Source organism: Nocardiopsis sp. NPDC057823 (genome assembly GCF_042797335.1).
In the GTDB taxonomy this organism is placed as follows: Bacteria; Actinomycetota; Actinomycetes; order Streptosporangiales; family Streptosporangiaceae; genus Nocardiopsis; species Nocardiopsis changdeensis.
In genome coordinates this window covers 172,298-197,593 of the sequence record NZ_JBHVLR010000004.1, presented here as the reverse complement: position 1 = coordinate 197,593, position 25,296 = coordinate 172,298, and the positions used below count along the sequence as shown (strand labels likewise).

Sequence of the window (25,296 nt, the reverse complement as noted above, 5' to 3'; positions counted from 1 at the left end):
TTGGCGGCCGTCGTCTTGCCCGCCGTGGTCTTGGCGGCGGCCGTTTTCGCGGTGGCGGCCTTAGCCGCCGCCGGCTTGCCCGCGGTCTTCTTCTTCGCGCCGGCGGCCTTGCTCCCGGTCTTCTTCGCGGTCTCCTCATCGGTGGTCGCGCGCTGACGCTGTTCGCTGTGTGGCGAGGACAATGCTGCTCCGTGGTGCTCGTGGACAGGAACGGTGGACAGGAAACGGGGAGGGGCGGGGGAGCGGAGGCGGCCCCCCCGGGGGCGGGCCGCCGTTCAGCGGGGCACCGGCGGGGCCGCCGCGGCGGCGATGGACTCCAGCGGTACCCGCAGCCAGTGCGGCCGGTTGCGGGCCTCGTACAGCACCTCGTACACGGCCTTGTCGAACTCGAAGGCCCGCAGCACGACCAGGTGCTTCTCCGGGTCGGCGCCGCCGCCGTCGGCGTAGCCGCGGCAGAACGCCTCGCGGTTGGCCCGCGCCCAGGACCGCGCCGACCACTCCAGCCCCTCGTCGCCGGGGTGGTCGACCAGCAGGTACCCGGCGGCGTAGTCGAAGGAGCGGAGCATCCCGGCCACGTCCCGCAGCGGGCTGGCGAGCTGCCGGCGCTCGGCGACGGAGACGGTGGGCTCGCCCTCGAAGTCGAGCAGCACCCACCCCCCGGTCCCGGTGCGGATGACCTGGCCCAGGTGGTAGTCGCCGTGGATGCGCTGGATCGGCAGCGGCTCGTCCACCCGGGCGAACTCGGCGTAGGCCTCCATCACCAGGGGTGCGTGCTCGGCCAGTTCCGGCACCTCGGCGCTGGCCATGGCCAGCCGCTCCACCATGGCGTCGGCCAGCTCCGCCACGGCCGTCACCGACAGCACGTCCGTGGGCAGGGTGCGGGCCAGGGCGCGGTGCACCTCCGCCGTGGTGCGCCCGAGCAGGGCGGCATCCCCGGTGAACGAGGTCCGCGCCGCGCGGTCGGCGCCCCGGGTCAGCGCCTCGGCGTCGGCGGTGGCCAGCACCCAGCCGTCCGTGGCCCCGGGGATGTAGTCCTGGAGCATCGCCAGGGTGGTGGGCTCGGCGTACCCGGGCAGGTCCGCCTCGATCCACCCGCACGGCCGGGCCACGTACGGCGAGCCGTACAGCGCCCGGTTGAGCTCCAGGTCCGGGTTGGGCCCGGGCCACACCCGCCGGAACGTCTTGAGGACGTAGTCCTCTCCGAACACCAGCGACGTGTTGGACTGCTCCCCGGTCAGCACCCGCCCCGAGGTACCGGTGCGGATGCGCTCGCCGGGCAGGGTGCGGAACCGGACGTGCCCGGCCGCCGAGGGGGCCGCGAAGCGTTCCAGCAGCATGGCGGTCAGCTGGGCGTCGTTGGCCGCGTCGTAGACGACCCGCGACCTCCCGCCCGGGGCCTGGTGGACGCCGATGGCGGCGCCCGCCAGCTCCGCGGGCAGGGAGCGAGACGACCGGGAGCCGAGCAGTACCTGGTAGCGGGAGCTGCGGCCGCGCTGCCCGGCGCGGACGACGAGCAGGTTGAGGTCGGGGCCCTCGGGGCCGGCGGACACCAGGGTGTGCCGGCTTTCGACCCGGATGTTGCGGATGGGGATCCCCTTGCCGGAGAACCAGCGCTGACGGGGCATCCAGACGGCGAGGAGCTCTTCGAGTTGGGACATGATCAGTCGGGCCTGTTCCCCTTCTCGTCGGAGGACGGCATGGTGACCGTGGTGCGGTGGCCGCCGCGGGTGCGGGGGGAGTGCCCGCCCAGCGCGGTCCGGGCACTGACCCCGGCCGCGGGCAGGCCGTAGGTCGGTGCGGTGTCCTCCTCGCCGACGACGGGACCGGGGCCGGTGTCCGCGGCGGGGGGCAGCTGGAACCAGTAGAAGCCGTGTCCGGGCAGGGTGAGCAGGTACGGCAGCTCGCCGATCCGCGGGAAGCGCGTCCCGCCCACGCACTCCACCGGGTTCACCCCGAGGTAGCCGGACAGGTCCAGCTCCACCGGCTGCGGGTGCTTGGACAGGTTGTTGACGCACAGCATGCGGTCGTCGCCGTGCTCGCGGATGAACGCGAACACGCTGGGGTTGCTGGCGTCGAGCTCGGTGAACGCCCCGGTGCCGAACACGGGGTGCCGCTTGCGGATCTGGATCATCTGCCGCGTCCAGTTGAGCAGCGAGCCGGGGTTGGCGCGCTGGGACTCGACGTTGACCGCCTGGTAGCCGTACACCGGGTCGAGGATGAGCGGAAGGTACAGGCGCCCGGGGTCCCCGGTGGAGAACCCGGCGTTGCGGTCGGAGCTCCACTGCATGGGGGTGCGCACGGCGTCGCGGTCGCCCAGCCAGATGTTGTCGCCCATGCCGATCTCGTCGCCGTAGTACAGCACCGGGGAGCCGGGCAGGGACAGCAGCAGGGCGGTGAACAGCTCGATCTGGTTGCGGTCGTTGTCCAACAGGGGGGCGAGCCGCCGCCGGATCCCCACGTTGGCGCGCATGCGGGGTTCCTTGGCGTACTCGGCGTACATGTAGTCGCGCTCCTCGTCGGTGACCATCTCCAGGGTCAGCTCGTCGTGGTTGCGCAGGAAGATCGCCCACTGGCAGTTGGCCGGGATCTCCGGGGTCTGGGCGAGGATCTCCGAGATCGGGTACCTCTGCTCCCGCCGCACCGCCATGAACATGCGCGGCATCAGCGGGAAGTGGAAGTTCATGTGGCACTCGTCGCCGCCGGCGGCGTGGTCGCCGAAGTAGTCCACGACCTCGGAGGGCCACTGGTTGGCCTCGCTCAGCAGGACCCGGCCGGGGTAGAGCCGGTCCACCTCCGCGCGCACGCGCTTGAGGAACTCGTGCGTCTCCTTGAGGTTCTCGCAGTTGGTGCCCTCGCGCTCGTACAGGTAGGGCACGGCGTCCAGCCGGAAGCCGTCGATGCCCAGGTCCAGCCAGTAGCGCAGGACCTCCAGGATGGCCTCCTGGACGGCCGGGTTCTCGAAGTTGAGGTCGGGCTGGTGGGAGAAGAAGCGGTGCCAGTAGTACTGGCCGCGGACCTCGTCGTAGGTCCAGTTGGACGTCTCGGTGTCGACGAAGATGATCCGGGCGTCCTCGTAGCGGTCCTTGGTGTCGGACCACACGTAGAAGTCGCCGTAGGGGCCCTCGGGGTCCTCCCGGGAGGCCTTGAACCACGGGTGCTGGTCGCTGGTGTGGTTCATGACCAGGTCGGTGATGACGCGGATGCCGCGCCGGTGCGCCTCGTCGAGCAGCTCCACGAAGTCGGCGGTGGTGCCGAACTCGGGGAGGATCTTGAAGTAGTCCGAGATGTCGTAGCCGCCGTCGCGCAGGGGGGACTCGTACATCGGCAGCAGCCAGATGCAGTCGATGCCAAGCCACTGGAGGTAGTCCAGTTTCCGCACCAGGCCGGCGAGGTCGCCGGTGCCGTCGCCGTTGGAGTCGTGGAAACCCCGGGCGAGTACTTCGTAGAAGACGGCGTGCTTGTACCAGTAGGGGTCACCGGTACCGCCGGAGGACATGAGCGGGCCGGTGGCGGCCCCGGTGGCCGGCGCGAGCGGACCGTGCGCGGGGTGTTCGGGGCGGCCCGGTCCGGACTCGTCGTTGCTCATCTACTGCTCCCCACCAATGAATGTTCGACATCGGATCAACGGCTGCTCGGGCATGGGAAGGGCGCCGGCGGACACCGTCCGCCGCGCCCCTCCGGATGCTCCGCGGGCCGCTATCTGCCGTTGACGGTGAACACGTGCGCGGGACCCCGCTCGGGGTCGAGCCGGACGTAGTTCGCCGCCCCCCACGTGTAGGCGGCGCCGGTCAACTCGTCGGTCACCTTGAGTTCCTCCTCCCACGCGCGGCCGATGGACGGCAGATCCAGGTGCACCGTCGCCTCGCGGACGTGGTGCGGGTCGAGGTTGACGACGGCGACGACCAGGTCGTCGGGGTCGCCGGGGCGCTCGCCGGGGCGGCGCTTGGAGAAGCAGATGATCTCCGGCCGGTCCACCGGGTGGAACCGCAGGTTGCGCAGCTCGCGCAGGGCGGGGTGGGCGCGGCGCAGCCGGTTGAGCCGGGTGATGAGGCCGGAGATGCTCCGTCCCTCGGCCTCGGCCCCGGCCCAGTCGCGCGGCCGGTACTGGTACTTCTCCGAGTCCAGGTACTCCTCGCTGCCGGGCCGCACGGGGGTGTTCTCGCACAGCTCGTAGCCGGAGTAGACGCCCCAGGTGGGCGAGAGCAGCGAGGCCAGGACCGCGCGGATCTCGAAGGCGGGGCGGCCGCCCTCCTGGAGGTAGGCGTTGAGGATGTCCGGGGTGTTGGCGAAGAAGTTGGGCCGCAGGTAGTGGGCGGTCTCCCGGCTCAGCTCGGTGAGGTAGTCGGTGAGCTCGTCCTTGCCGTTGCGCCAGGTGAAGTAGGTGTACGACTGGTGGAACCCGACCTTGGCCAGGGTCCGCATCATGGCGGGGCGGGTGAACGCCTCGGCCAGGAACAGGACGTCCGGGTGCTTCTTCGCCACGTCGGCCAGCAGCTTCTCCCAGAACGCCACCGGCTTGGTGTGCGGGTTGTCGACCCGGAAGATGCGCACCCCGTGGTCGATCCAGTGCTGGACGACGCGGCGGATCTCCCGGTACAGCCCCGGGAAGTCGTTGTCGAAGTTCAGGGGGTAGATGTCCTGGTACTTCTTGGGCGGGTTCTCGGCGTAGGCGATGGACCCGTCGGCCCGGGTGGTGAACCACTCGGGGTGCTCGGCGACCCACGGGTGGTCGGGGGAGCACTGCAGGGCCAGGTCCAGGGCGATCTCCAGGCCGTGTCCGCGCGCCTCGGAGACGAAGGCGTCGAAGTCGGCGAGGGTGCCCAGGTCGGGGTGGACGGCGTCGTGCCCGCCGTCGGCCGAGCCGATGGCCCATACCGACCCGGGCTCGCCCGGACCGGCGGTCAGGGCGTTGTTGGCGCCCTTGCGGTGGGAGTGCCCCACGGGGTGGATCGGCGGCAGGTACACCACGTCGAAGCCCATGTCGGCGATGGCCGGCAGCCGCTTGGCCGCGGTGGCGAAGGTGCCGGAGACCTCCTGGCCGGGGGCGGTGTCCACCTGGGCGCCCTCGGACCGGGGGAAGAACTCGTACCAGGAGCCGAAGAGGGCGCGCTCGCGGTGCACGACCACGCTGGTGCGCTGCGAGCGGGTGACGAGCTCGCGCAGCGGGTGGTCGTGCATGAGCTCGAGCACCTCGGGGGTGACCGCGGCGGCGTAGCGCTCGGCCGGGGTCAGCGAGGTGTCGCGCAGGGCGGCCGCGGCCCGGGCGAGCGGGGGCTTGCGGGGAACGCGGCGGGCGGCCCGGGACAGCAGCCGGGCCCCCTCCTCCAGGACCAGGTCGGTGTCCTGGTCCAGGGGGAGCTTGACCTCGGCGACGTGGTGCCAGGTGGCGAAGGGGTCGCTCCAGGCCTCGATGGCGAAGGACCACTTCCCCTCGGCGGGGAGGGAGATCTCCGCCTCGTGGCGGTCGGTCCCGGGGGCGCGCTCGCTCATGCGCACGAGGCGTTCCCGGCGGCCCTTGGGCGAATAGACGACCACACCCGCGGCGAGGGAGTCGTGCCCTTCGCGGATGACCGTCGCGCCGACGGTGAAGCGTTCACCGGGAACGGCTTTCACCGGGCCGAGATCGTTGTCCGGAGAGATGTCGAGGATGGGCAGGCGTCCGATCACTGGCTACACCGTAATTGTCGTGGTTCGGGCGTTTCGGGGAGGCGCTTCGGTCGACGTCGGGCAGAAATAACCCAGAGTTAATCCGAGGCAAGACGGAGTTAATGAAGGGCCCGGATCGGATTCTGTCCGGATTGCGGCTTCGGTGCCCTCCGCTCTCTATCGTGTGCCCTCTCGTGTGGTTTGGCGGAGTGCCAGGGCCGGATAATTTATGTGATCCTCGTCACACTGGCTGTAAGGGCTTTCTGCTGGTATTTGACTGGTTTCACCTGCGTAAACTACGCAAATCGGTCAGAAAGAGACACGTGTTTCGGGGGTCTCTCTGGTTGTTCTGCCGTTCTCTGTGGTGAAAAGTCGGAAAACTCATCGGTCATGTTGCAGGGGTGTGGCGGATGGGTAGGGATGACCAAATGCCCGGAGGAGGGGTCCGACCTTATTGCGGACATGTCCGTGTGTCGGAATGATCCATGGAAGTCGGCTAGTCCCGGATTCGGTGCATCGGTGCGGCGGGCCGTGCCGTGCGGCTTCGTTTCGTCTCGATGTCGAGAAATTGAAATGCCCGTTTCGTTGAGTAGTGCACCTGGCGTGAGCGATGTCCGATCTGTTGGCTTTGCCATGGATTGATGAAGAGTTTCAGTGACACGCCCGATCCCGCGCCGTCCGCGGCGGCCCGTCCCTGCGAGGGTGGTCGACGCAGCAGTGCCCCGCCCGTGCCGAGCGCGGGCGGGGGCCACACGGCGTTGGGGGGACGACGTGACGGAGCCGAACCGGAAGGGCCGGCCGGAGGAGAGACGCAGGACGATCCTGGGACTGGCGGGGACGGGCGCGCTGGCGGGGCTGCTGACCGCGGCGCTGATCCTGCCCTGGGCGGGCGGCCTGGGGCTGGCCGCCCGCGACGCCGCGGCCGGGTTCATGGCGCTGCCCGCCGACCTGGAGATCCACCGCCTGACCGAGCGGGTCCTCATCACCGACGTCGACCACGAGCCCATCGCCGAGGTGGCCCGGCGCGAACGCGAGGTCGTCGACCTGGCGGACATCAGCCCCTGGGTCCCGGCCGCGCTGATGGCGATCGAGGACGAGCGGTTCTACGAACACGCCGGGCTCGACCTGCGCGGCCTGCTGCGCGCCGCCACGCGCACCGCGCAGGGCGACACCCAGGGCGGCTCGACCATCACCCAGCAGTACGTCAAGAACCTGCTCATCGAGCAGGCCACCGACGAGGAGGGGGTGCGGCGCGCCAGCGAGCGGACCCTGGTCCGCAAGCTCGTCGAGCTGCGCTACGCCATCGACGTCGAGGACCGCCTGAGCAAGGACGAGATCATGGAGGGCTACCTCAACCTCGCCTACTTCGGCTCCGGCGCCCACGGCATCGAGATCGCGGCCCGCCGCTACTTCTCGACCACCGCGGACCGGCTGGACCCCGGCCAGGCGGCGACCCTCGTGGGCCTGGTGCGCGCCCCCTCCTACTACGACCCGTTGGCCAACCCCGAGGCCGCCGCCGAACGGCGCGACCTGGTGCTCGACCGCATGGTCGCCACCGGCCACCTGTCCGAAGGGGAGGCCGACCGGTACCGCGGGGCCGACCTGCGGCTGGACCCCACGCCGCGCGGCGGCAGCTGCTACCACAGCGAGCAGCCGTTCTTCTGCGACTACGTGATGCGCTGGCTCCAGGACTCCGAGGAGCTGGCCGAGGACCCCGCGGAGCGCGAGTTCCTGCTCGGGCGCGGCGGCATCACCGTGCGCACCACCCTGGACTCGGGGATGCAGGCGGCCGCGCAGGAGGCCATCGACTCCCGGGTGCCCCCGGGGGACACCACCAAGTTCGCCGCGCAGGTGCTGGTGGAGCCCGGGACCGGCAAGGTCCGGGCGATGGCCCAGAACATGCGGTACGGGTTCGACGAGGAGGAGGTCGGGACGACCTCCATCAACCTGGCCGTCGACCACGAGGACGGCGGCTCGCACGGGTACCAGGCGGGGTCCACGTTCAAGGCGTTCACCCTGGCCGCGGCGCTCGACAAGGGGCTGAAGTACGGGACCAGCTTCGACTCGCCCAAGAGCGTCTCCGTGAGCGGGATGGCCAACTGCGAGGGCGGGACGATGTCCACGTGGAAGGTGAACAACGCGGGTGAGAGCGACGCGGGCTCGCACAACATGATCAGCGGGACCAAGGGGTCGGTGAACACCTACTTCGCCCAGCTCCAGAGGCGGGTGGGGCTGTGCGAGACCGCCGAGATGGCCGAGCGGACCGGCATCCACCGCGCCGACGGCGAGCCGCTGGGCGTGTGGAGCTCCTTCACCCTGGGCGACCAGGAGGTCTCCCCGCTCACCGTCGCCAACGCCTACGCCACCTTCGCGGCGCGGGGCGAGTACTGCGAGCCGCGCCCGGTGTCCTCCGTGACCATCGGCCGCGAGGGCGACGAGGACTTCCGCGAGATCCGGATGCGCTCGCACTGCGAGGAGGGGGCGGTGCCGACCCACGTGGCCGACGGCGTCAACCACCTGCTCCAGCAGACCTTCAAGGGCGGCACCGCGAACGGCCTGGGCATCGGCCGCCCGGCCGCGGGCAAGACCGGCACCACCGACAGCGCGGCCTACGCCTGGTTCGCCGGGTACACGCCCAACCTGGCCTCGGCCGTGGTGGTCGGCGACATCCGGGGCGGGGAGCAGAACCCGCTCCAGGGGGTGTGGATCGGCGGCCGGTACTACGGGATCGTCTACGGCGGCACGCTGCCGGGGCCGATCTGGCAGGCCACGATGAACCGCGCCGCGGCCGACCTGCCCGCGGAGTCCTTCGCCCCGTCGCCGCCCCGCTTCGGCGACCCGTCGGCGGCCCCGCCCAAGAAGGAGGAGGAGGGCGACGAGGACGCCTGACCGCAAGGCGCGGAGGGGCCCGGGGAGGGCCCTCCGGAGCAGTCCCCGGGGAGGGGACGGGGGCCGGTCCCGGTTCGGGGCCGGCCCCCGCGGCGTCCCGGGAGGTGAGACGGCACGGCACAGGACTGGCCTTCTCCGGCATATGGCGCATAATGGGGGCGAACCGACAGGGGAGCGCGTGAGCGCTGAGAGTGCGGAAAGTCCGCAGACCCTTACACACCTGATCCGGGTAATGCCGGCGAAGGAAGTCGTGGGAACCGCCACCGATGGCGCGTCTCGCGCGCCGGAGGTCCGCTTCCGGCGCCGCAGTGCCCCGGTGCCGCTCTTGGCCGTATCCGCCCCTCGTCACACCGACGAAGGGACACATCGAATGGGCACCGACACCACCCCCGGTGGCACCTGGGCCGACATCAGGTCGCGGGCACGCGGCTGGCGCACCGTCGACATCGTCGTCGCCGCCGTGCTGGGCGTCGCCGTCGGCGTCGTGTTCTGGCTCTGGAACATCGTCTGGTCCATCACCACCCCGCTGTTCGCGGCGTTCCCGCCCGGGCAGGCGGCCGTCTACGGCATGTGGCTGATCTCCGGCGTCCTGGGCGGGCTCATCATCCGCAGGCCCGGCGCCGCCCTGCTGACCTCGATCGCCGCCGCCTCGGTGTCGGCGGTCCTGGGCACCCAGTGGGGGGTCATGGTCCTCCTCGACGGCACCCTCCAGGGCATCCTGCCCGAGCTGGTCTTCCTGGCCTTCGGCTACCGCCGCTGGGGCATGGGCGTCGCCGTCCTGGCCGCCGCCGTCGCCGGGATCTCCCCGGCGATCCGCGACAACATCGCCTACAACGTCACCTGGCCGCTGCACTACCAGGTGATCTACGGGGTCATCGTGGTGATCAGCGCCGCGGTCATCGCCGGGGTCGGCGCGCGCCTGCTCACCACCGCCCTGGCCCGCTCCGGCGCGCTGGCCCCCTTCGCCTCGGCCAAGGGCTGACCGTGGCCGACCGAGGACGCCCGGGCGCCCGCGTCGAGCTCTCCGGCTGGGGATGGCGGCACGCGGGCCGGGACGCGTACACCCTGCGGGGCGTCGACCTGGCCGTCGGGCCCGGTGAACGGGTGCTGCTGCTCGGCGCCTCCGGCACCGGCAAGTCCACCCTGCTGCACGCCCTGGCCGGGCTCACCGGCGACGACGGCGCCATCGGCGGAGAGGAGGAGGGCCTGCTCCTGGTGGACGGGGAGCGGGCCCGCCGCGGCCGGGCCGGGGTCGGGCTGGTCGCCCAGGACCCCGAGTCGCAGATCGTCATGGCCCGGGCCGGGGACGACGTCGCCTTCGGCCCGGAGAACCTGGGCGTGCCGCCGGAGGAGATCCGCGAGCGGGTGGGCGAGGCGCTGGAGGCCGTCGGGTTCCCCTACGGTCCGCGCCACCCCACCGGTGCGCTGTCGGGCGGCGAGAAGCAGCGCCTGGTCATCGCCGGGGCGATGGCGATGCGCCCGCGCCTGCTGCTGCTCGACGAGCCCACCGCCAACCTCGACCCGGACGGGGCCGCCCTCGTGCGCGGGGTGCTCGCCCGCCTGCTGGAGCGGACCTCGGCGACGATGGTGCTGGTGGAGCACCGGGTCGCCGAGGTCGTGGACCTGGTGGACCGGGTGGTCGTGCTGGAGGCCGGGGGCGGCGTGGCCGCCGACGGCCCGCCGCGCGAGGTGTTCGCCGCCCACGGCGCGGCGCTGGCCGCGCAGGGCGTGTGGGTGCCCGGGCACGAGCCCGACCCCTCCCCGGGAGCCGCCCCCGGCGGCCCGGTGCTGCTGCGGGCCGCCGGGGTGGACGCCCGCACCCCGCCCGGGCTGGGCGTGCGCGTCCCGCCCCGGCGCACGGTCCTGGAGGACGTGGACGTCGCGGTGCGGGCCGGGACCGCCACCGCGCTGACCGGGCCCAACGGCGCCGGCAAGTCCACGCTGCTCACCCTGCTGGCCGGGCTGTCCCGCCCCCACCGCGGCGCCGTCCTGCCGCACGGCCCGCTGGCCGACGCCGACCGGCGGCCGCTGGCACGCTGGCCGGCGCGCAGGCTGGCCCGGCACGTGGGCACCGTGTTCCAGCACGCCGAGGACCAGTTCGTCACCGGCACCGTCCGGGACGAGCTGAGGTTCGCCCCGCTGCGCGCCGGGAGGGGCGAGGCGGAGACCGAGGCGTGGGTCGGCGAGCTGCTGGAGCGCCTGCGGCTGACCGCGCTGGCCGACGTGCACCCGTACACGCTTTCCGGGGGAGAGAAACGGCGGCTTTCGGTCGCCACCGCGCTGAGTTCCGGCCCTTCGCACGCCCCCGACGTGCTGGTCCTGGACGAGCCCACCTTCGGCCAGGACACCCGGACCTGGACCGAGCTGGTGGAACTGCTCGGCGGACTGCGGGCCGAGGGCCGCGCCGTCGTCATGGCCACCCACGACGAGCTGCTGCTGCGCCGCCTGGCCGACGTGCGGATCCGGGTCGCCGGCGGCCGGGCCGAGGAGACGGGCCGCGCCGACGCGGCGGAGGGGGGCACCCGTGGCCGACCGTGAGACCAACGCGCCGGTCGCGGACGCGCTGACCTTCGACGCGCCCGGGGACGGCGGCGCCCGCACCTGGCTGACCCGGTTCAACCCCGCGGCCAAGCTGCTGGCCGCGCTGGTCCTGGGCCTGGGCCTGGTCCCGGCGGTGGACGCCGTCACCGGCGGCGTGGTGCTGCTGGGCGTGCTGGCCCTGGTGCCGTTCAGCGGCCTGGACCGGCGCACCCTGCTGGTCCTGGGCGGGCCGTTCGTCCTCATGGGCCTGTCCAGCGGCCTGGTCAATTACCTGTACGGCGAGGAGGGCCTGGAGGGGGCGGTGGGGGCGGCGGTGCGCCTGCTGGCCATCGCCCTGCCCGGGCTGCTCGCCGCCGCCGGGAGCGACCCCACCGACATGGCCGACGGCCTGGTGCAGAGGCTGAGGGTGCCCGAGCGCCCGGCCATGGGCGTGCTGGCCGCGCTGCGGCTGGTCCCGCTGCTGGCCGACCAGTGGCGCACCATCACCCTGGCCCGGCGGGCCCGCGGGCTGGAGGCGGGCCGCAACCCGGTGCGGATGGTCGCGCTGTTCTTCGGGCGGATGTTCGCGTTGCTGGTGCGGGCCATCCGCACCGGGACGCTCATGGCCACCGCCATGGACGCCCGCGCGTTCGGCACCGGACGGCGCAGCCACGCCCGGCACAGCCGCTGGCGCACCGCCGACACGCTGCTGCCGGTCGGGGCGTTGCTGCTGCTGGCGGCGGCCTACACGCTGTCCGCCAGGCTGGGCACCCTGGTACTGCTGTTCTCGTGACCCGGGTGATAGGAATCCCTGGGACCCAGACACTGACGTCGACAAGCGAAGAGGTGGAGCACGTGGCCGAGTTCGTGCGCGTGGAGACCGACCCCGAGCACCCGGCGGTCGCCGTGATCCGGCTGGACCGCCCCAAGGTGAACGCGCTCAACGCGGTACTGACCGCCGAGATCGCCGAGGCCGCCGCGCAGGTCGCCGCCGACCCGGCGGCCCGAGCGGTCGTGGTCTACGGCGGCGAGCGGTTCTTCGTGGCGGGGGCCGACATCAAGGAGATGGCCGAGCGCACCCACGCGCAGATGCTGGAGTACGCCCGCGACCTCCAGAAGGCGCTGACCGCCGTGGCGCGCATCCCCAAGCCCGTGGTCGCGGCCGTCACCGGCTACGCCCTGGGCGGCGGCCTGGAGCTGGCGCTGGCCGCCGACTTCCGGGTGGTGGGGAGCAAGGCCAAGCTGGGCGTCCCCGAGATCCAGCTCGGCGTGATCCCCGGCGCCGGCGGCACCCAGCGGCTGCCCCGGCTCATCGGCCCGGCCCGCGCCAAGGAGATGATCTTCAGCGGCCGCCACGTGGACGCCGCCGAGGCGAAGGAGATCGGCCTGGCGGACGCCGTCGTCGCCGACGAGGACGTCTACGCCGAGGCGGTGGCCTTCGTCGCCCGCTTCGCCGACGGCCCCGCGGTGGCGCTGGCCGCCGCCAAGGAGGCCGTGGACCGCGGCCTGGAGACCGACCTGGACACCGGGCTGGAGATGGAGCGCCTGCACTTCGCCGGGCTGTTCGCCACCGAGGACCAGAAGACCGGCATGCGCAGCTTCATCGAGCAGGGGCCCGGCAAGGCGGTCTTCAACGGCCGCTGACCCGCCGGGGCCGTCCCGCGGCCGGTAGCCGCGGCACCGGTCGCGGGACGCGGGGTGAGAAGGGGCACGGCGGTGCCCGGCACGGGCCGCCGGTCCGCGGGGGCCGGTACGGAGGACGGGGCGGGTGGGACGGGCACACACGGACCGAAACACCCTTCCCGGAGACCGAAACCGGCCAGTTCGGACAGGTGGAGGGGAACCGCACGCCCGGATTTTCCGTCATACTCGGTGGTGGTCGTCCGACGAGGGACCGACCGCCGGAGCCCCCAGACTTCCCGGCGGCGCCGAACAGACCACAACGGCCCCGTCGGGGCCCGTACAAGCCAATGGTGACCCATTCCCCCGGCCGATAAGCTGGACGTGGCGGTTATGCGGTCTTTTGAGGGGATGAGTACTCGATGGCAATGTCGGCAGGTTTCCCCATGGGTGAGGAGCTGCCGGAGCGCATCGGCCACTACGTGATCCGCCGCCGCATCGGATCGGGCGGCATGGGCGTGGTGTACCAGGCCGAAGATCCCCGGACCCAGCAGTTCGTCGCGGTGAAGGTCCTCAAGCCCGAGGTCGCCGGAGACCGCATCGCCCGCGCCCGGCTCGCCCGCGAGGTCGAGACGATGCGCCGGGTGCAGAGCCCCAACGTCGCCGAGGTCATCGACGCCAACATCGACGCCGAGCTGCCCTGGGTGGTCACCGAGTACATCCCCGGTCCCACCCTGGACGCCACCGTCACCGACCACGGGCCGCTGCGCGGGCGCGCGCTCACCCGCTTCATCACCGGCCTGGCCCGGGCGATCAAGGACATCCACGCGGTCGACGTCATCCACCGCGACCTCAAGCCCGGCAACGTCATCATCTCCAACGGCGAGCCGATCGTCATCGACTTCGGCATCGCGCACGCCGTCGACGGCGCCAAGCTCACCCAGACCGGCACCTTCGTCGGCACGCCCAGCTACCTCTCCCCGGAAGTCATCGAGGGCACCGCGCTGGGGCCGGCCACCGACATCCACGCCTGGGGCGGCACCGTCGCCTTCGCCTCCACCGGCCGCCCGCCCTACGGCGCGGGCGCCTTCGAGGTGATCTTCTTCCGCATCCTCAACGGCGAGATCGACATGGACGGGATGCACGAGGCGCTGCGGCCGCTGGTCACGCGCGCCGTCTCCCGCGACATGCGGCGCCGTCCCACCGCCGCCGAGCTGGTGGAGGAGGCCGGGCGGCTCAACCTCGACCTGCCCTGGACCGAGGACCCCGGGGCCAAGTCCGCGGGGCTGACGGGCGGGCACACCGTCTACCACTCGCCGGTGCCCGGGAGCGATACCGGCGGCACGGCCGCCGCGGACCCGGGCGGCTCCGGGGCGGGCGCGGGCGGCGCCGCGGGCGCGGCCCTGGGCGGTGCGGCGCTGGGCGGTGCGGCCGGGTACCTGGCCAGCCGGATGACGCAGGGCGGGGGCGAGGGCTGGACCAGCGGTCCCAACCCCGCCGCCAGCGCCTGGTCCGCTCCGGGCGACCAGCGCCGGGAGGCGCGCTCGGAGTCGGGCGGCCTGCCCGGCGACGAGGCCACCGACGACCTCTCGGGCGGCCGCGGCCGCGGCTGGGAGGACGAGGCCACGGACGACCTGTCCGGCGGCTGGGGCGCCGGTGAGGAGGCCACCGACGACCTGGGCGGGGCCGGCACCGAGCGCATCGGCCCCGGCCGCTTCGACGACCCGGGCGACCGGGGCACGGAGCGGATCGCCCCCGCGGGGGCGGACGACCTGGACGACCCGCAGGGCACCATGCGGATCGACCCGCTCGCCGACGACGCGGGCACGCAGCGCTTCACCCCGGTGTCCGCCGGCGACGACCAGGGCACCGTGCGGATCGACCCGGCGGACGGTGGTTCCAACGACCCGCAGGGCACCATGATGCTCGACCCGGTCGACGGCGGCTCCAACGACCCGCAGGGCACCATGATGCTCGACCCGCGCGAGACGGCGCGGGGCAAGCGCTCCTCCCTCGACTACGAGGAGCCGTACGAGCAGCAGTACGAGTCGCCGCAGACCCAGTTCTTCAACACGCCGCTGCACAAGGGCGACTTCTCGGACATCCTCACCCCCGTCGACGAGGACGGCGGGCGCAGTCGGCACACGCAGGAGTTCGACGAGGACGACGAGGAGCAGGGCGGCTGGCTGAACCGCTTCCGTCGCGGCGGCAACGACCGGATGGGCGGCTACTTCCGGGGCGACAACAACACCGGCGAGTACGACGAGTACGACTCCCTCTACGAGGACGGGGACGGCGAGGAGTACGAGGAGCGGGTGTACCAGATGCACCCGCTGATCCTCATCCCGGTGGTGCTGGCGCTGGCCGGCCTGGGCCTGGTGTTCCCGTGGATCGGCATCCTGCTGGGCATCCTGGTCATCGCCGGGCTGAGCGCGCTGGACGTGGTCAAGGCCGAGCACGCCAAGCGGCTCCAGACGCGCGGCCCGCGCAACTCCGACAGCGTGGTGGTGGCGCTCAGCTTCCCGTGGGCGTTCGGGCGGATGCTGCTGCGCACCGTCGGGTTCGGCCTGGTGTACCTGGTGGCGGGCATCCTCGTGGGCCTGGTCTACGCCCAGATCGTGGAGACCGGCGACTCCGGGGCCAACTACATCGGCGGGTTCGCGGTGTTCGTGACGATGCTGCTCAGCTACCTGATGCCCAGCGGCCGCCAGGCCCGGCACCAGGCGGTGTGGCTGGTGGAGCGGGTCCGGTTCCGCAACCTGTACCTGTACATCGGCGTGATCGTCGCGGTGGTGCTGCTGACGATGCTCATCCTGTCGTTCGGCTTCGGCTCCGCGCCGGACTGGCGCCTGGGGCCGCTCCGGGGCCCCTCGGACTGGTTCAGCGGCTGACGCCCGCCACGCGTCCCGGACGCCCCCGCTCCTCCTCGGAGAGCGGGGGCGCCCCCGTTTCCGGGGGAGTGCGGGGGCCGTGGGGACGGCGGGGCCGGGGGGCCGTGGGGGCCGCCGGGCGCCCCGGTGCGGGGGCGGTGCGGCTGCGGGGCCGCGGCACGCGGTGGTTAAGGTGTGAGAAGGGCCTCCGACCCCGCGTGCGCACGGCCCGGAGAACCGGTGGAACGCCTGATGGCGCCGCTCGTTCGGTTCGCGCTATCCGTAGGGGTTAGGGTTTCCTAAGTAAAAGCGGGGGCTGCGGGTTGGCCTTCATGCTACTAGCCAGTAACATCTGGACTATGAGCACACCGCGGGGCCGATCGACCGGAAAGACCGGACCCGCCGTCGGATGACCGAACGTCGTTCGACATTGTTGGGCAGTACGGGGCGCGCCAGCGTCCGGCCGCCGCACGGCGGATCATGGAGTGCAGGGAGGTCGGCCACCGGCCATGAATATTGTCGTTTTGGTCAAGCAGGTCCCGGACACGGCGACCGAACGGAAGCTCAACGCCGCCGACAACACGCTGGACCGCGCAGCGTCCGACGGCGTCGTCAACGAGCTCGACGAGTACGCGATCGAGGAAGCCCTCCTGCTCAAGGAGAAGCACGGCGGCGAGGTCACCATCCTGACGATGGGACCGGACCAGGCCACGGACTCGATCCGCAAGGCGCTGTCCATGGGCGCCGACAAGGCCGTCTTCGTCAACGACGACGCCCTCCACGGCTCGGACTCCCTCCAGACCGCCTACGCGCTCGCGCAGGCCCTGGGCACCCTGGAGTTCGACCTCGTCGTCCTGGGCTCGGAGTCCACCGACGCCCGCACCGGCGTCGTCGGCGCCGCGCTCGCCGAGTACCTCGGCCTGCCCCAGCTCACGCTGGCCGGCAAGGTCGACGTGGACGGCGGCGCCATCAGGATCCAGCGGCAGACCGACTACGGCTACGACGTCGTCGAGGCGCAGCTGCCCGCCGTCGTCTCCGTCGTGGAGAAGATCAACGAGCCGCGCTACCCGTCCTTCAAGCTGATCATGCAGGCGAAGAAGAAGCCGGTGGACAAGAAGTCCGCGGCCGACGCCGGCATCGACACCGCCAAGGTCGGACTGGCCAACGCCACCACCGAGACCGTCGACTTCGCCGCCGCGCCGCCGCGCGCCGCGGGCACGATCGTCAAGGACGAGGGCGACGGCGGCGTGAAGATCGCCGACTTCCTCGCCGAGAAGAAGTTCGTGTAGGTCAGGCGAGAGACTCAGGAAGGTTCAAGGATTATGGCTGAGGTCCTCGTCCTCGTCGACCACGTCGACGGACAGGTCAAGAAGGTCACCACCGAGCTGCTGACCGCCGCGCGCCGCATCGGCGAGCCCGCCGCGGTCTGGGTCGGCGAAGGTGCGGAGTCGGGCAAGGCCGCGCTGGCCGAGTTCGGCGCCGAGAAGGTCTACGTCGCTCCGGCCGAGCTCAACGACTACGTCGTCGCGCCCAAGGCCGAGCTGCTCGCCAAGCTCGCCCAGGACAAGGGCGCCGCCGCCGTCCTCGTCTCGGCCACCGCCGAGAACAAGGAGATCGCCGGCCGCACCGCCGTCAAGCTGGGCTCGGGCGTGCTCACCGACGTGGTCGACGTCAACGCCGACCTGGTCACCGAGCACAGCATCTTCGGCGGCGCCACCGTCACCCACGGCCGCGTCCGGACCGGCGTCCCGGTCATCGCGGTCCGCCCGAACTCCATCCCGGCCGAGGCCGCCGCCGGCGCCGCCGCCGAGGAGGCCGTTACCGTCGAGCTGTCGGACGCCGCCAAGACCGCCAAGGTCGTCGAGCGCGTCGTCCAGGAGCAGGGCGAGCGCCCCGAGCTGACCGAGGCCGCCGTCGTGGTCTCCGGCGGCCGCGGCGTGGGCTCCGACGACTTCACCGTCGTCGAGAACCTCGCCGACTCGCTCGGTGCCGCCGTCGGCGCGTCCCGCGCCGCCGTCGACTCCGGCTGGTACCCGAACCAGTTCCAGGTCGGCCAGACGGGCAAGACGGTCAGCCCGAACCTGTACATCGCCCTGGGCATCTCCGGCGCGATCCAGCACCGGGCCGGCATGCAGACCTCGAAGAACATCGTCGCGGTCAACAAGGACCCCGAGGCGCCGATCTTCGAGCTGGTGGACTTCGGTGTCGTGGGCGACCTGCACACCGTCGCCCCGCAGCTGACCGAGGAGATCAAGAAGCGCAAGTAGCCGCACCCACCCGTGACCGGCCGCCGCCGGTCGCGGGCGGCGCAGGTACCGCGCTCGCGAGCCCCGAACGCCCGGCCAGGACCCTGGCCGGGCGTTCGCGCGTCCCGGGCCGGGGGAGCGGGGCGGGGTGACCCACCTCTCCCGGGAACGGCGATCCCCTGCCCGCAGCCGGTTCCGCACCGGGTTGCGGGGTTCGTGGGCCGGGGGCGCCCGGGGATAAGTAGGCTTAGCGGAATACCCGGTCCGCAGCGCGATGGGAAGGGGTCCATATGGGTGCTCCCGATGTGGATGTGACGGCCTCCACCGAGTGGTGGCGCGGGCTCAACCAGGCCAAGGCCACCACCCGCCCCGCTTCCGAGGCCGAACCGCTCATCGCCGAGCACCTGCGCTGGTACCCCAAGGCCGACACCGCCCTGCTGGCGCGCGCCTACGCCGTCGCCGACCACCTGCACCGGGAGCAGAAGCGCAAGAGCGGCGAGCCCTTCATCATCCACCCCCTGGCCGTCGCCACGATCCTCGCCGAGCTCGGCCTCGACACCGCCACCCTCGTCGCCGCGCTCCTGCACGACACCGTGGAGGACACCCCGTTCAGCCTCGCCCACCTCGCCGCGGAGTTCGGCACCGAGGTGGGCGTCATGGTCGACGGGGTCACCAAGGTCGACCGGTCCATGTACGGCAGCGCCGCCGCCGGCGAGACCTTCCGCAAGATGGTCGTGGCCGCCCGCGACGACCTGCGGGTCCTGCTGATCAAGCTCGCCGACCGGGTGCACAACCTGCGCACCCTCCAGTTCCAGCCGCCGCACAAGCGGGTGAAGATCGCCAGGGGCACCCGGGAGCTGCTCATCCCGCTGGCCGAGCGGCTGGGCGTGTACAAGCTCAAACGGGAACTCGAGGACCTGTGTTTCGAGTACCTGGAGACCGAGGAGTTCGAGCGCACCCGCGAGTGCGCCGCCCTGGTCCGGGGGCGGGCTCGGCCGGAGACCGAGGCCCTGACGGTGGCCCTGCGCGACAGCCTGGCGGCGTTCCGGGTCAAGGCGGACGTGGAGGTGCGCCCGCGCCACCTGGCGTCGGTCTTCCACTCCGGCGCCCCGCTGGCCGCCCTGGACCCGCAGGCGACCGTCCGGTACCTGGTGGTGGTCCGCGGCGAGGAGCGCAACGCCTACCTGGCGCTCGGGGCGGTCCACGGCAGGTGGCAGCCGGTCCCCGCGAAGTTCCGCGACTTCATCGCCTCGCCCAAGTACAACCTGTACCGGGCGCTGCACACGACCGTGCTCACCGACACCGGGCACCGGGTGCAGATCATCATCTGCGACAACCGCGCCCAGCAGGTTTCGGAGTACGGGATCATCGCCGAGATCCACGAGCGCACCGGCCGCGACGGGCGACTGGCCGCCGGGGGCACCACCGACCCGGAGTGGCTGACCCGGCTGCTGCGCTGGCAGGAGGGCGCCTCGGCGGAGGAGCTGCTGGAGGGGGTGCGCACCGACCTGGCGGACAGCATCACGGTGCTCACCGCGGACGGTGTGGTCCTCATGCTGCCCGAGGGGTCGACCCCGGTGGACGTGGCCTACGCCCTGGACAACGAGATCGGCGACCGGTTCTCGGCGGCGACCGTCAACGGGCGGCTGGCGCTGCCCAGCGCCCAGGTGCGGGAGGGCGACACCGTCCAGATCATCACCAAGACCGAGCCGGGCCCGGACCGGGCGTGGCTGGAGTCGGTGCGCACCGGCAAGGCGCGGGTGGCGATCGGGGCGTGGCACCGCACCCGGGACCGCGAGCGCGCCGAGGTCGCGGGGCGGCGCAGGATGGCGGAGTCCATGGGCGGCGACCGGAGCCTGATCGAGGCGGAGTCGTCGGGGGACATGATCAGCGTGGCCCGGCGGGCGGGGTACGCGACGCTGGAGGAGTACTACGTGGCCATGGGGTACGGCCAGATCGACCCCGCGGACGCGCCGGCCCGCCCGGCCCCCGCCCCGCCGCGCGACGGCACCGACACCGAACAGGCCTGACCCCGGTGCCACGGCCGCCCCGGCGGGCGGGGACCCGCCGGCGGCCGGGTGCGGCGGTCGGGCGCGGGGCTCAGGTGACGTGGCGGGCGCGGGCGCGGATGCGCGCGGCCGAGACCGGCTCGTACACCGAGATCGCGTCCGTGAGCAGCTTGGGCATGCGCGGACTCCGGCCCTCCTCGGGGATGAGGAGCAGCGGGAGAGAACCGGCCTCCCGCGGTGGCGGGGTGTTGTCGATCCCCGCGGAGAGGAGCTCCCGGTGGCCCTCGGGGGTCCGGGGCCAGGTGAGGACCGACTCCCCGGCCTCGATGGGGCGCGGGAGGGAGTCGACGACCTCCCACATCGGGTCGGTGTTCGTCTCCTCGACGAACACCACCCCCAGGGCGGTGGGCAGGTAGAGGGTGCCGCCGTCGCAGCCGACCAGGACCGAGGACCAGAACCTGTTCGGGCAGAAGACGTAGACGCGCTCGTTCCTCATGTCGTCGGCGAGGCGCTCGGCGGCGTCGGCGTCGGGGAGCGGTATCGGTTTCTGCATGGTCCGATCCTCACACCTGCGGGCGGGGCCGGTGGGGGTTTCCCGGTTTTCCGCGGAGACGGGAGGGGTCTTCGCGACCGGTCCGGGGCACGGGACCGGACGGTTCAGACGCCGACGGGCCGCCGCTCGCCGGCGGCCGCCTCCCGGCCGGGATCCTCCGCCGGGGTGCGGCGCAGGCCGCTCACCAGGGTCAACAGGAGCCCGCAGGCCGCCCAGGCGGCGAGTACGAGCCAGGGGAACGCCAGGTCGGCGTCCGGGAAGTAGGAGAGTCCGCGCACGAGGGTGGCCGAGGCCCCGGGCGGGAACCACTGGCCGACGGCTCCCCACGCGCCGGGGAGGAACTGCGCCGGCAGGGTCGCGCCGGAGATCGGGTTGGCGAAGAGCATCATCACGACCGGGCCGACGGCGATGCCCGCGCGGCCCAGCAGGGAGACGAATCCGACGATCGGCGCGGCGATGGCGCCCAGGGCGAGGCCGAAGGCGGCGGCGTTGGACCAGAAGTCGCCCTGGAGCGATCCGAACCAGGTCTGGAGGATGCCGGTGAGCAGGGTGCCGCCGACCGCGGAGTAGGCGAGCACCGCGACCGCCCGGCGGCCGGCGCCGTGGACGGCGAGCCCGATGGCGATGCCGCCGATCATGCCGCCGAGCAGGAGCGGGAAGAACGCGGAGGAGAGCTTGCCGCCGTTCGGGTCGTCCTCGGAGTAGGGGACGACGTCGGTCACCGTCAGGGCGACGGGCCGCCCGCCCTGGTCCGGGGCCTGCTCGGTCAGCGCGGCCTGGAGGGGGACCGCCAGCTGGGCGACGGGCTGGTTCAGGGGGCCGGTGGCGGAGGCCGTGAGCAGTTCCGGCTCCGGGCCCAGGACCACGGCGCCGGCGACCTCCCGACGCTCGACGGCCTCGACCGCGCTGTCGCGGTCGCCGAGGATATCGGTGTCGAAGAGGCCCTCGGAGTCCTCCGCCAGCCGGGCCCCGAGGGCCTCGACGGCCGCGTCAGGACCCACCAGCGCGATCGGGACGTCCTTGGGCTCCGCGGTCACGGCGGGCCAGGAGAAGGCGAGCACGACGAGGGCCACGACCGCGGTCAGGGCGGTCGCGATGCCTAAGGCGCGCGGGAGGGGCGTGGGTCCGGGGGCGGCCGGCCGGGGTGTCGGCGAGGAGGTCTGAGACATGGCTTCTCCAAAAAAACGAATGTTCGTTCTGTATAACATATGCTGTCCCCATGCCGAAAGTGAGTGACGCGCACAGGGCCGCCCGCCGCGACCAGATCCTCGACGCCGCCGAACGGGTGATCATCCGCGACGGTTACCGCGGCGCGTCCATGGCGGTGATCGTCAGGGAGACGGGCCTGTCCACGGGCGCGGTGTACGGGTACTTCGAGGGCAAGCAGGAGCTGTTCCGGGCCCTGGCCGAGCGCACCTTCGACCTGAAGGTGATGAGCTTCGCCAGGCCGCAGGGGGAGCCGCCGCGGTCGCCGGGCGAGGTCGTCCGAGCGATCGTCCGGGTGCTGCAACGGCACCCGGCGATGACCGTGGCGCCGCAGATCTGGGCCGAGGCGACCGTCGACCCGGAGATCCGCGCCATCGTGGAGATGATCTTCGGCCGGGTCCGGGGGATCATCCGGGCGGAACTGGCGGAGTGGGCGGCGGGCGAGCCGGAGGCCGTGCGGGGGAAGGACCCGCAGGCGTGGGCGGAGCGGGTGACGCCCGTGCTGCTCTCGTCCATCCCGGGGTTCATGCTCCAGCGGATCGTCGTCCCCGGGTTCGACGAGCAGGCGTACCTGGACGCCCTGTCCGAGGTCTTCCCCGGCTGACCTGTGCCGAGGCGCGTGGCGGGCCGGGAGCGCGGGGGGTTCCGCTGCCGTGCGCGCACCGCCACCGGACCCCCGCGTTCGCCTCGGGAGGCGCCGGAGGGGGAACGGGCGTCGGCCCCGGCCGGGGCGCGGACGTGCAGGGAGGGGCCGCGTTCCCCCTGAGTACGGGTACTCACGACAGGGGAGCGGCCGCGCCCCACCATGGAGGGCATTCCACCTCTTCACCAAGGGAGACGATGAACGCTCATCCCCTCGTCCGGCTGACCTTCGCCAACCCGGCCTCGGCGATCTACCTCGGACTCGTCGGAAGCTCCATCGCGGTGGCCGCGGCCGTCACCGCGTTCAGCACGGACCCCGGGTTCATCTGGGTATGGCCCGCCATGTTCACCTTCCCCGCCTTCGCGGCCGTGACGACCATCGCCGACGCGGTCTGGGGGCTGGACGCGCCCCTGTGGTTCCTCGGCGTCGGGCTCGTCGTCTGCGCCCTGGTCCAGTCCTTCATCCTCGGATCGCTCCTGGCCGGTGTGCGGCGCCTCTTCCGCGGGATCCTCGGCCCGGCCCGCGACTGACCCGCGCGGTTCCGGCCGGTCCCCCGGGGCGGGCGCACGCGGAGTGTGCGCCCGCCTCCACCACTCCCTGAGCCCGACCACGTGGGAACGGTGATAGGGGTCGCCGTCCGGTACGCCCGCGGACCGACGGGTACGCAGCGGCCTGGTCCGGGCCGTTTCTACCCCGGGGCGGGGAGTGTGCGCGATACCCGCAGCTCGGTGAGGTACCTCTTGGTGATCCGGCCGTCGTAGCGGCGGTCGATGAGCGCGGCGATGCAGCCCAGAAGGCCCTCCCGGGCCTGCGGCGGCAGAGCGCGGTGGCCGGAGTAGGTTCGCAGCACGTCCAGGTACCCGGCGGTGGTGTAGGCCAGGTCCCACTCGTAGCGCCGGACGGTGACGGGGCCGAAGCGGCCGCTGCGGGCCACCTCGTCCGCGTGGTCCGAGGTGTCGATGTCCGCCGCTGCGGGCAGCCGCGTCCCCGGGACGGTGGCGGGGTCGAAACGCTCGTAGCAGTCCTGCACCTCGACGAAGAACTCCTCGCTGCCGCCCGCCACGTGCTGCGTGCCGATCACGGCGAGAGCGCCGCCGGGCCGCAGGGCGTCGGCGGACTTGACCATCCGCACCACTGGATCGATCCAGTGGAACGCCGTCGCCGCGACGACCGCATCGAACGGCTCCTCCGGCAGCGGCCAGGTCTCGAAGTCCGCCGTCACGACCTCCACCGCCCCGAATCCGGCCAGGTTGCGCCGGGCGACGGCGGCCATGTCCGCGCCCAACTCGACGGCCGTGACACGGCAACCGCGTTCGGCGAGCGGCAGGGTCGCCTTGCCGGTGCCCGCGCCCATCTCCAGGACGCGGCAGCCGGGGCCGATGCCGGCCATCGGGGCGAGGTCGTCGAACAGCTCCGGCGGATATCCGGGCCTGGCGCGGTCGTACAGCTCCGCGTCTTCGTCGAAGGTCCGGCTCAAGCGGACACGGCGCGTTTCGTCAGGGGTGTCATCGCGCATGACAGCACACTAGATCCCGACCGGTGCGTGTCGGCCTGAAGCGGGGCCGGTTCCGCACCGGGAGCGCCTGACGGCCTCGGGCCCGTTCCCCGTCCGCGCCGCCGTGCCCACGAGAGCCTGAACCTCTGGGAACGGCTCGGAATCTACAATGTACAGCTCGAGGCGGGCCATCCTCGCGTGTTCGTGGGGACGGTGTTCGTCCCGGGGGTGTTCAGGCAGACGGCCTACCGCCCGCTGGAGGCGGGGGCACCACCGGTGCCACAGCAGGTGGTGATGTCCTTGGCGATCCTGCCGGTGGTGGTGCTGGATGCGGAGGGTGTGCTGCGCTTGGTGTTCGAGGGGCACAAGCAGTGCTGGCGAGCCCCTGGGAAGCCCCCGTTCCAGCGGGGGCTTTTGCGTGTCAGCTCCCTCCGCCGCCGTCGCCGCCTCCCGAGTCGCCGGCGGGCGGGATCCATGGATCGGCTTTGGTCTGCAAGGAGCGCTCCCGTGCTTCTCTGCTCATCATGATCCAGATGAGGAGGCCGATTCCCGGGGGGATGGAGAGGACGATCAAGAGTTCCAAGAGGGGTCCTGTCAGCGGTCGAGGGTGTTGAGGAGCGCCGCCCATTCTCCGGGGGCGAATCCGAGATGGCCGGCGGCCCGGTTCCGGGTGTCGCGGACGAGGGTGGGGGTGGGGGTATCGGCGGCCCCGATGTAGTTGTTGCCGGTGCCGCTGTAGCTGCTCTTACGGAACGCGACCTCCACGCACTCGCCTTCCCCACTGCGGTGGCCGGACTTGAAGAACACGGGTTCGCTCATGCGGGTGGTGTACCCGCCTGAGGGCGGGCGGGGGTGGCCGGAAGAGGACAACGGCTCGGTTCGGGTGTTGTCCCGATCATGTCGTCCCAGCACGACCATGGCGGCAGGGACAAAGACAAAACGCCGAGCGACTGGCGGAAATCACGGAAACCGTGTCTGAACGTGCCACGGTTCCATCCCCGCGTGCGCGGGGCTTGCCGAGCTTCTCGGGCCGCGCCCCCGCGGTCTTGCGGGCCGGTGGAGAACCGGGCGATACTGCCCGCATGTGCACCCGCCCCGCCCACCTCGGACGCCATCACGTGTGCCTGGAATGCCGGGTCGGGTTCAAGCATCGTGTCGATGAACCGCGCTCCCGGCTGTGCCCGAACTGTGCGGGGGAGCTGATCGACGCCGGGAGCGATCTGGAGGTGCCCCGGCGCGGTGATGACGCCGGTTGGCGGGTGCTGGGGACGCTGCTCCGTGCCGGGGTCACCTTCCACTCCACCTGCTGCGACGGCCCGGGATGGCGGCCGCGCACCATGGTGCAGGTCAGGGAGCGGCTGGCCGCCGCCGAGCGCACCGGTGTCCCCGTGGCCGAAGCGCTGACCACCTTCGACGTGGACGGGATCGGCCGCGCGCCCGGGCCCGGGCGGCGCTGAGCGGGGGGTGAACCGCTTCCTACGCCGCAGGGGTTTCCCACCTGACCGGGGCGTGAGCGGTGTGTCCGCACGTCGCGGCTCTGGCGGGGGTCGGGTGAACGGTTTTCCGCCGGGTGGGTAGGGGGCCTCCGGGAGGTGGTCG

General features: G+C 72.4%; 19 protein-coding genes and 1 riboswitch. Of the genes, 12 read left to right on the top strand and 7 right to left on the bottom strand.

The features are described 5' to 3' along the window. Window positions 1-275: 275 nt before the first annotated feature. The 3 genes from ACFVNO_RS09590 to ACFVNO_RS09580 form a co-directional block, all read right to left on the bottom strand. Window positions 276-1,658, bottom strand: coding sequence for a phosphotransferase (locus tag ACFVNO_RS09590; RefSeq protein WP_355258220.1), 1,383 nt, complete (start codon window positions 1,656-1,658; stop codon window positions 276-278). Window positions 1,659-1,660: 2 nt separating this feature from the next. Next, window positions 1,661-3,586 (bottom strand): maltose alpha-D-glucosyltransferase, encoded by a 1,926-nt coding sequence (gene treS / locus ACFVNO_RS09585; RefSeq protein ID WP_355258217.1) that lies wholly within the window; start codon window positions 3,584-3,586, stop codon window positions 1,661-1,663. Window positions 3,587-3,696: 110 nt separating this feature from the next. Continuing rightward, the gene (locus tag ACFVNO_RS09580) at window positions 3,697-5,667 is read right to left on the bottom strand and encodes an alpha-1,4-glucan--maltose-1-phosphate maltosyltransferase (protein ID WP_355258214.1); all 1,971 of its coding nucleotides are present in this window, start codon (window positions 5,665-5,667) and stop codon (window positions 3,697-3,699) included. Window positions 5,668-6,417: 750 nt separating this feature from the next. Between ACFVNO_RS09580 and ACFVNO_RS09575 the strand changes: the two genes are divergently transcribed. The 9 genes from ACFVNO_RS09575 to ACFVNO_RS09535 all read left to right on the top strand — a co-directional run bounded on the left by ACFVNO_RS09575 (window position 6,418) and on the right by ACFVNO_RS09535 (window position 19,821). Next, window positions 6,418-8,535 (top strand): transglycosylase domain-containing protein, encoded by a 2,118-nt coding sequence (locus tag ACFVNO_RS09575; RefSeq protein WP_355258211.1) that lies wholly within the window; start codon window positions 6,418-6,420, stop codon window positions 8,533-8,535. A 158-nt stretch (window positions 8,536-8,693) separates the two neighbouring features. Continuing rightward, window positions 8,694-8,799: riboswitch (TPP riboswitch) on the top strand. 106 nt (window positions 8,800-8,905) lie between these two features. Beyond that, the gene (locus ACFVNO_RS09570; RefSeq protein ID WP_220563073.1) at window positions 8,906-9,517 is read left to right on the top strand and encodes an ECF transporter S component; all 612 of its coding nucleotides are present in this window, start codon (window positions 8,906-8,908) and stop codon (window positions 9,515-9,517) included. A gap of 2 nt (window positions 9,518-9,519) precedes the next feature. After that, window positions 9,520-11,073 carry an ABC transporter ATP-binding protein gene (locus ACFVNO_RS09565; RefSeq protein WP_378891094.1) on the top strand — a complete coding sequence of 518 codons (1,554 nt, stop codon included), beginning with the start codon at window positions 9,520-9,522 and terminating at the stop codon, window positions 11,071-11,073. Then, window positions 11,060-11,848 carry an energy-coupling factor transporter transmembrane component T gene (locus tag ACFVNO_RS09560; protein WP_355258204.1) on the top strand — a complete coding sequence of 263 codons (789 nt, stop codon included), beginning with the start codon at window positions 11,060-11,062 and terminating at the stop codon, window positions 11,846-11,848. The genes ACFVNO_RS09565 and ACFVNO_RS09560 overlap by 14 nt, the downstream gene beginning before the upstream one ends. A gap of 62 nt (window positions 11,849-11,910) precedes the next feature. After that, window positions 11,911-12,699: an enoyl-CoA hydratase-related protein gene (locus tag ACFVNO_RS09555; RefSeq protein WP_355258201.1), complete on the top strand. Its 789-nt coding sequence runs from the start codon at window positions 11,911-11,913 to the stop codon at window positions 12,697-12,699. A 422-nt stretch (window positions 12,700-13,121) separates the two neighbouring features. Further along, window positions 13,122-15,566: a protein kinase gene (locus ACFVNO_RS09550; protein ID WP_378891088.1), complete on the top strand. Its 2,445-nt coding sequence runs from the start codon at window positions 13,122-13,124 to the stop codon at window positions 15,564-15,566. A gap of 488 nt (window positions 15,567-16,054) precedes the next feature. Then, window positions 16,055-16,834, top strand: coding sequence for an electron transfer flavoprotein subunit beta/FixA family protein (locus ACFVNO_RS09545; protein ID WP_220563069.1), 780 nt, complete (start codon window positions 16,055-16,057; stop codon window positions 16,832-16,834). 33 nt (window positions 16,835-16,867) lie between these two features. After that, window positions 16,868-17,812 carry an electron transfer flavoprotein subunit alpha/FixB family protein gene (locus ACFVNO_RS09540; protein WP_220563068.1) on the top strand — a complete coding sequence of 315 codons (945 nt, stop codon included), beginning with the start codon at window positions 16,868-16,870 and terminating at the stop codon, window positions 17,810-17,812. Window positions 17,813-18,081: 269 nt separating this feature from the next. Beyond that, on the top strand, window positions 18,082-19,821 hold the full coding sequence (locus tag ACFVNO_RS09535) for a RelA/SpoT family protein (RefSeq protein ID WP_378891083.1): 1,740 nt from the start codon (window positions 18,082-18,084) through the stop codon (window positions 19,819-19,821). A gap of 70 nt (window positions 19,822-19,891) precedes the next feature. On the opposite strand, the gene ACFVNO_RS09530 is transcribed toward ACFVNO_RS09535, so the two are convergent. Next, window positions 19,892-20,353 carry a hypothetical protein gene (locus ACFVNO_RS09530; RefSeq protein WP_355258192.1) on the bottom strand — a complete coding sequence of 154 codons (462 nt, stop codon included), beginning with the start codon at window positions 20,351-20,353 and terminating at the stop codon, window positions 19,892-19,894. Between the two features lie 104 nt (window positions 20,354-20,457). After that, window positions 20,458-21,522: a hypothetical protein gene (locus ACFVNO_RS09525; protein WP_378891080.1), complete on the bottom strand. Its 1,065-nt coding sequence runs from the start codon at window positions 21,520-21,522 to the stop codon at window positions 20,458-20,460. A gap of 50 nt (window positions 21,523-21,572) precedes the next feature. On the opposite strand from ACFVNO_RS09525, the gene ACFVNO_RS09520 reads away from it, so the two are divergent. Next, a complete protein-coding gene (locus ACFVNO_RS09520; protein WP_355258186.1) occupies window positions 21,573-22,163 on the top strand; it encodes a TetR/AcrR family transcriptional regulator in 591 nt (196 codons plus the stop codon). A 236-nt stretch (window positions 22,164-22,399) separates the two neighbouring features. Continuing rightward, the gene (locus ACFVNO_RS09515; RefSeq protein WP_355258183.1) at window positions 22,400-22,732 is read left to right on the top strand and encodes an SCO4225 family membrane protein; all 333 of its coding nucleotides are present in this window, start codon (window positions 22,400-22,402) and stop codon (window positions 22,730-22,732) included. 158 nt (window positions 22,733-22,890) lie between these two features. Here the strand turns inward: ACFVNO_RS09515 and ACFVNO_RS09510 are convergent, their stop codons facing one another. Both ACFVNO_RS09510 and ACFVNO_RS09505 read right to left on the bottom strand, forming a co-directional pair. After that, window positions 22,891-23,718 carry a class I SAM-dependent methyltransferase gene (locus ACFVNO_RS09510; protein ID WP_378891075.1) on the bottom strand — a complete coding sequence of 276 codons (828 nt, stop codon included), beginning with the start codon at window positions 23,716-23,718 and terminating at the stop codon, window positions 22,891-22,893. 573 nt (window positions 23,719-24,291) lie between these two features. Next, window positions 24,292-24,516, bottom strand: a complete 225-nt coding sequence (locus ACFVNO_RS09505) for a DUF397 domain-containing protein (RefSeq protein ID WP_378891072.1) — start codon at window positions 24,514-24,516, stop codon at window positions 24,292-24,294. A gap of 263 nt (window positions 24,517-24,779) precedes the next feature. Between ACFVNO_RS09505 and ACFVNO_RS09500 the strand changes: the two genes are divergently transcribed. Beyond that, window positions 24,780-25,154, top strand: coding sequence for a hypothetical protein (locus ACFVNO_RS09500; protein ID WP_378891069.1), 375 nt, complete (start codon window positions 24,780-24,782; stop codon window positions 25,152-25,154). The last annotated feature ends 142 nt before the right edge of the window (window positions 25,155-25,296 follow it).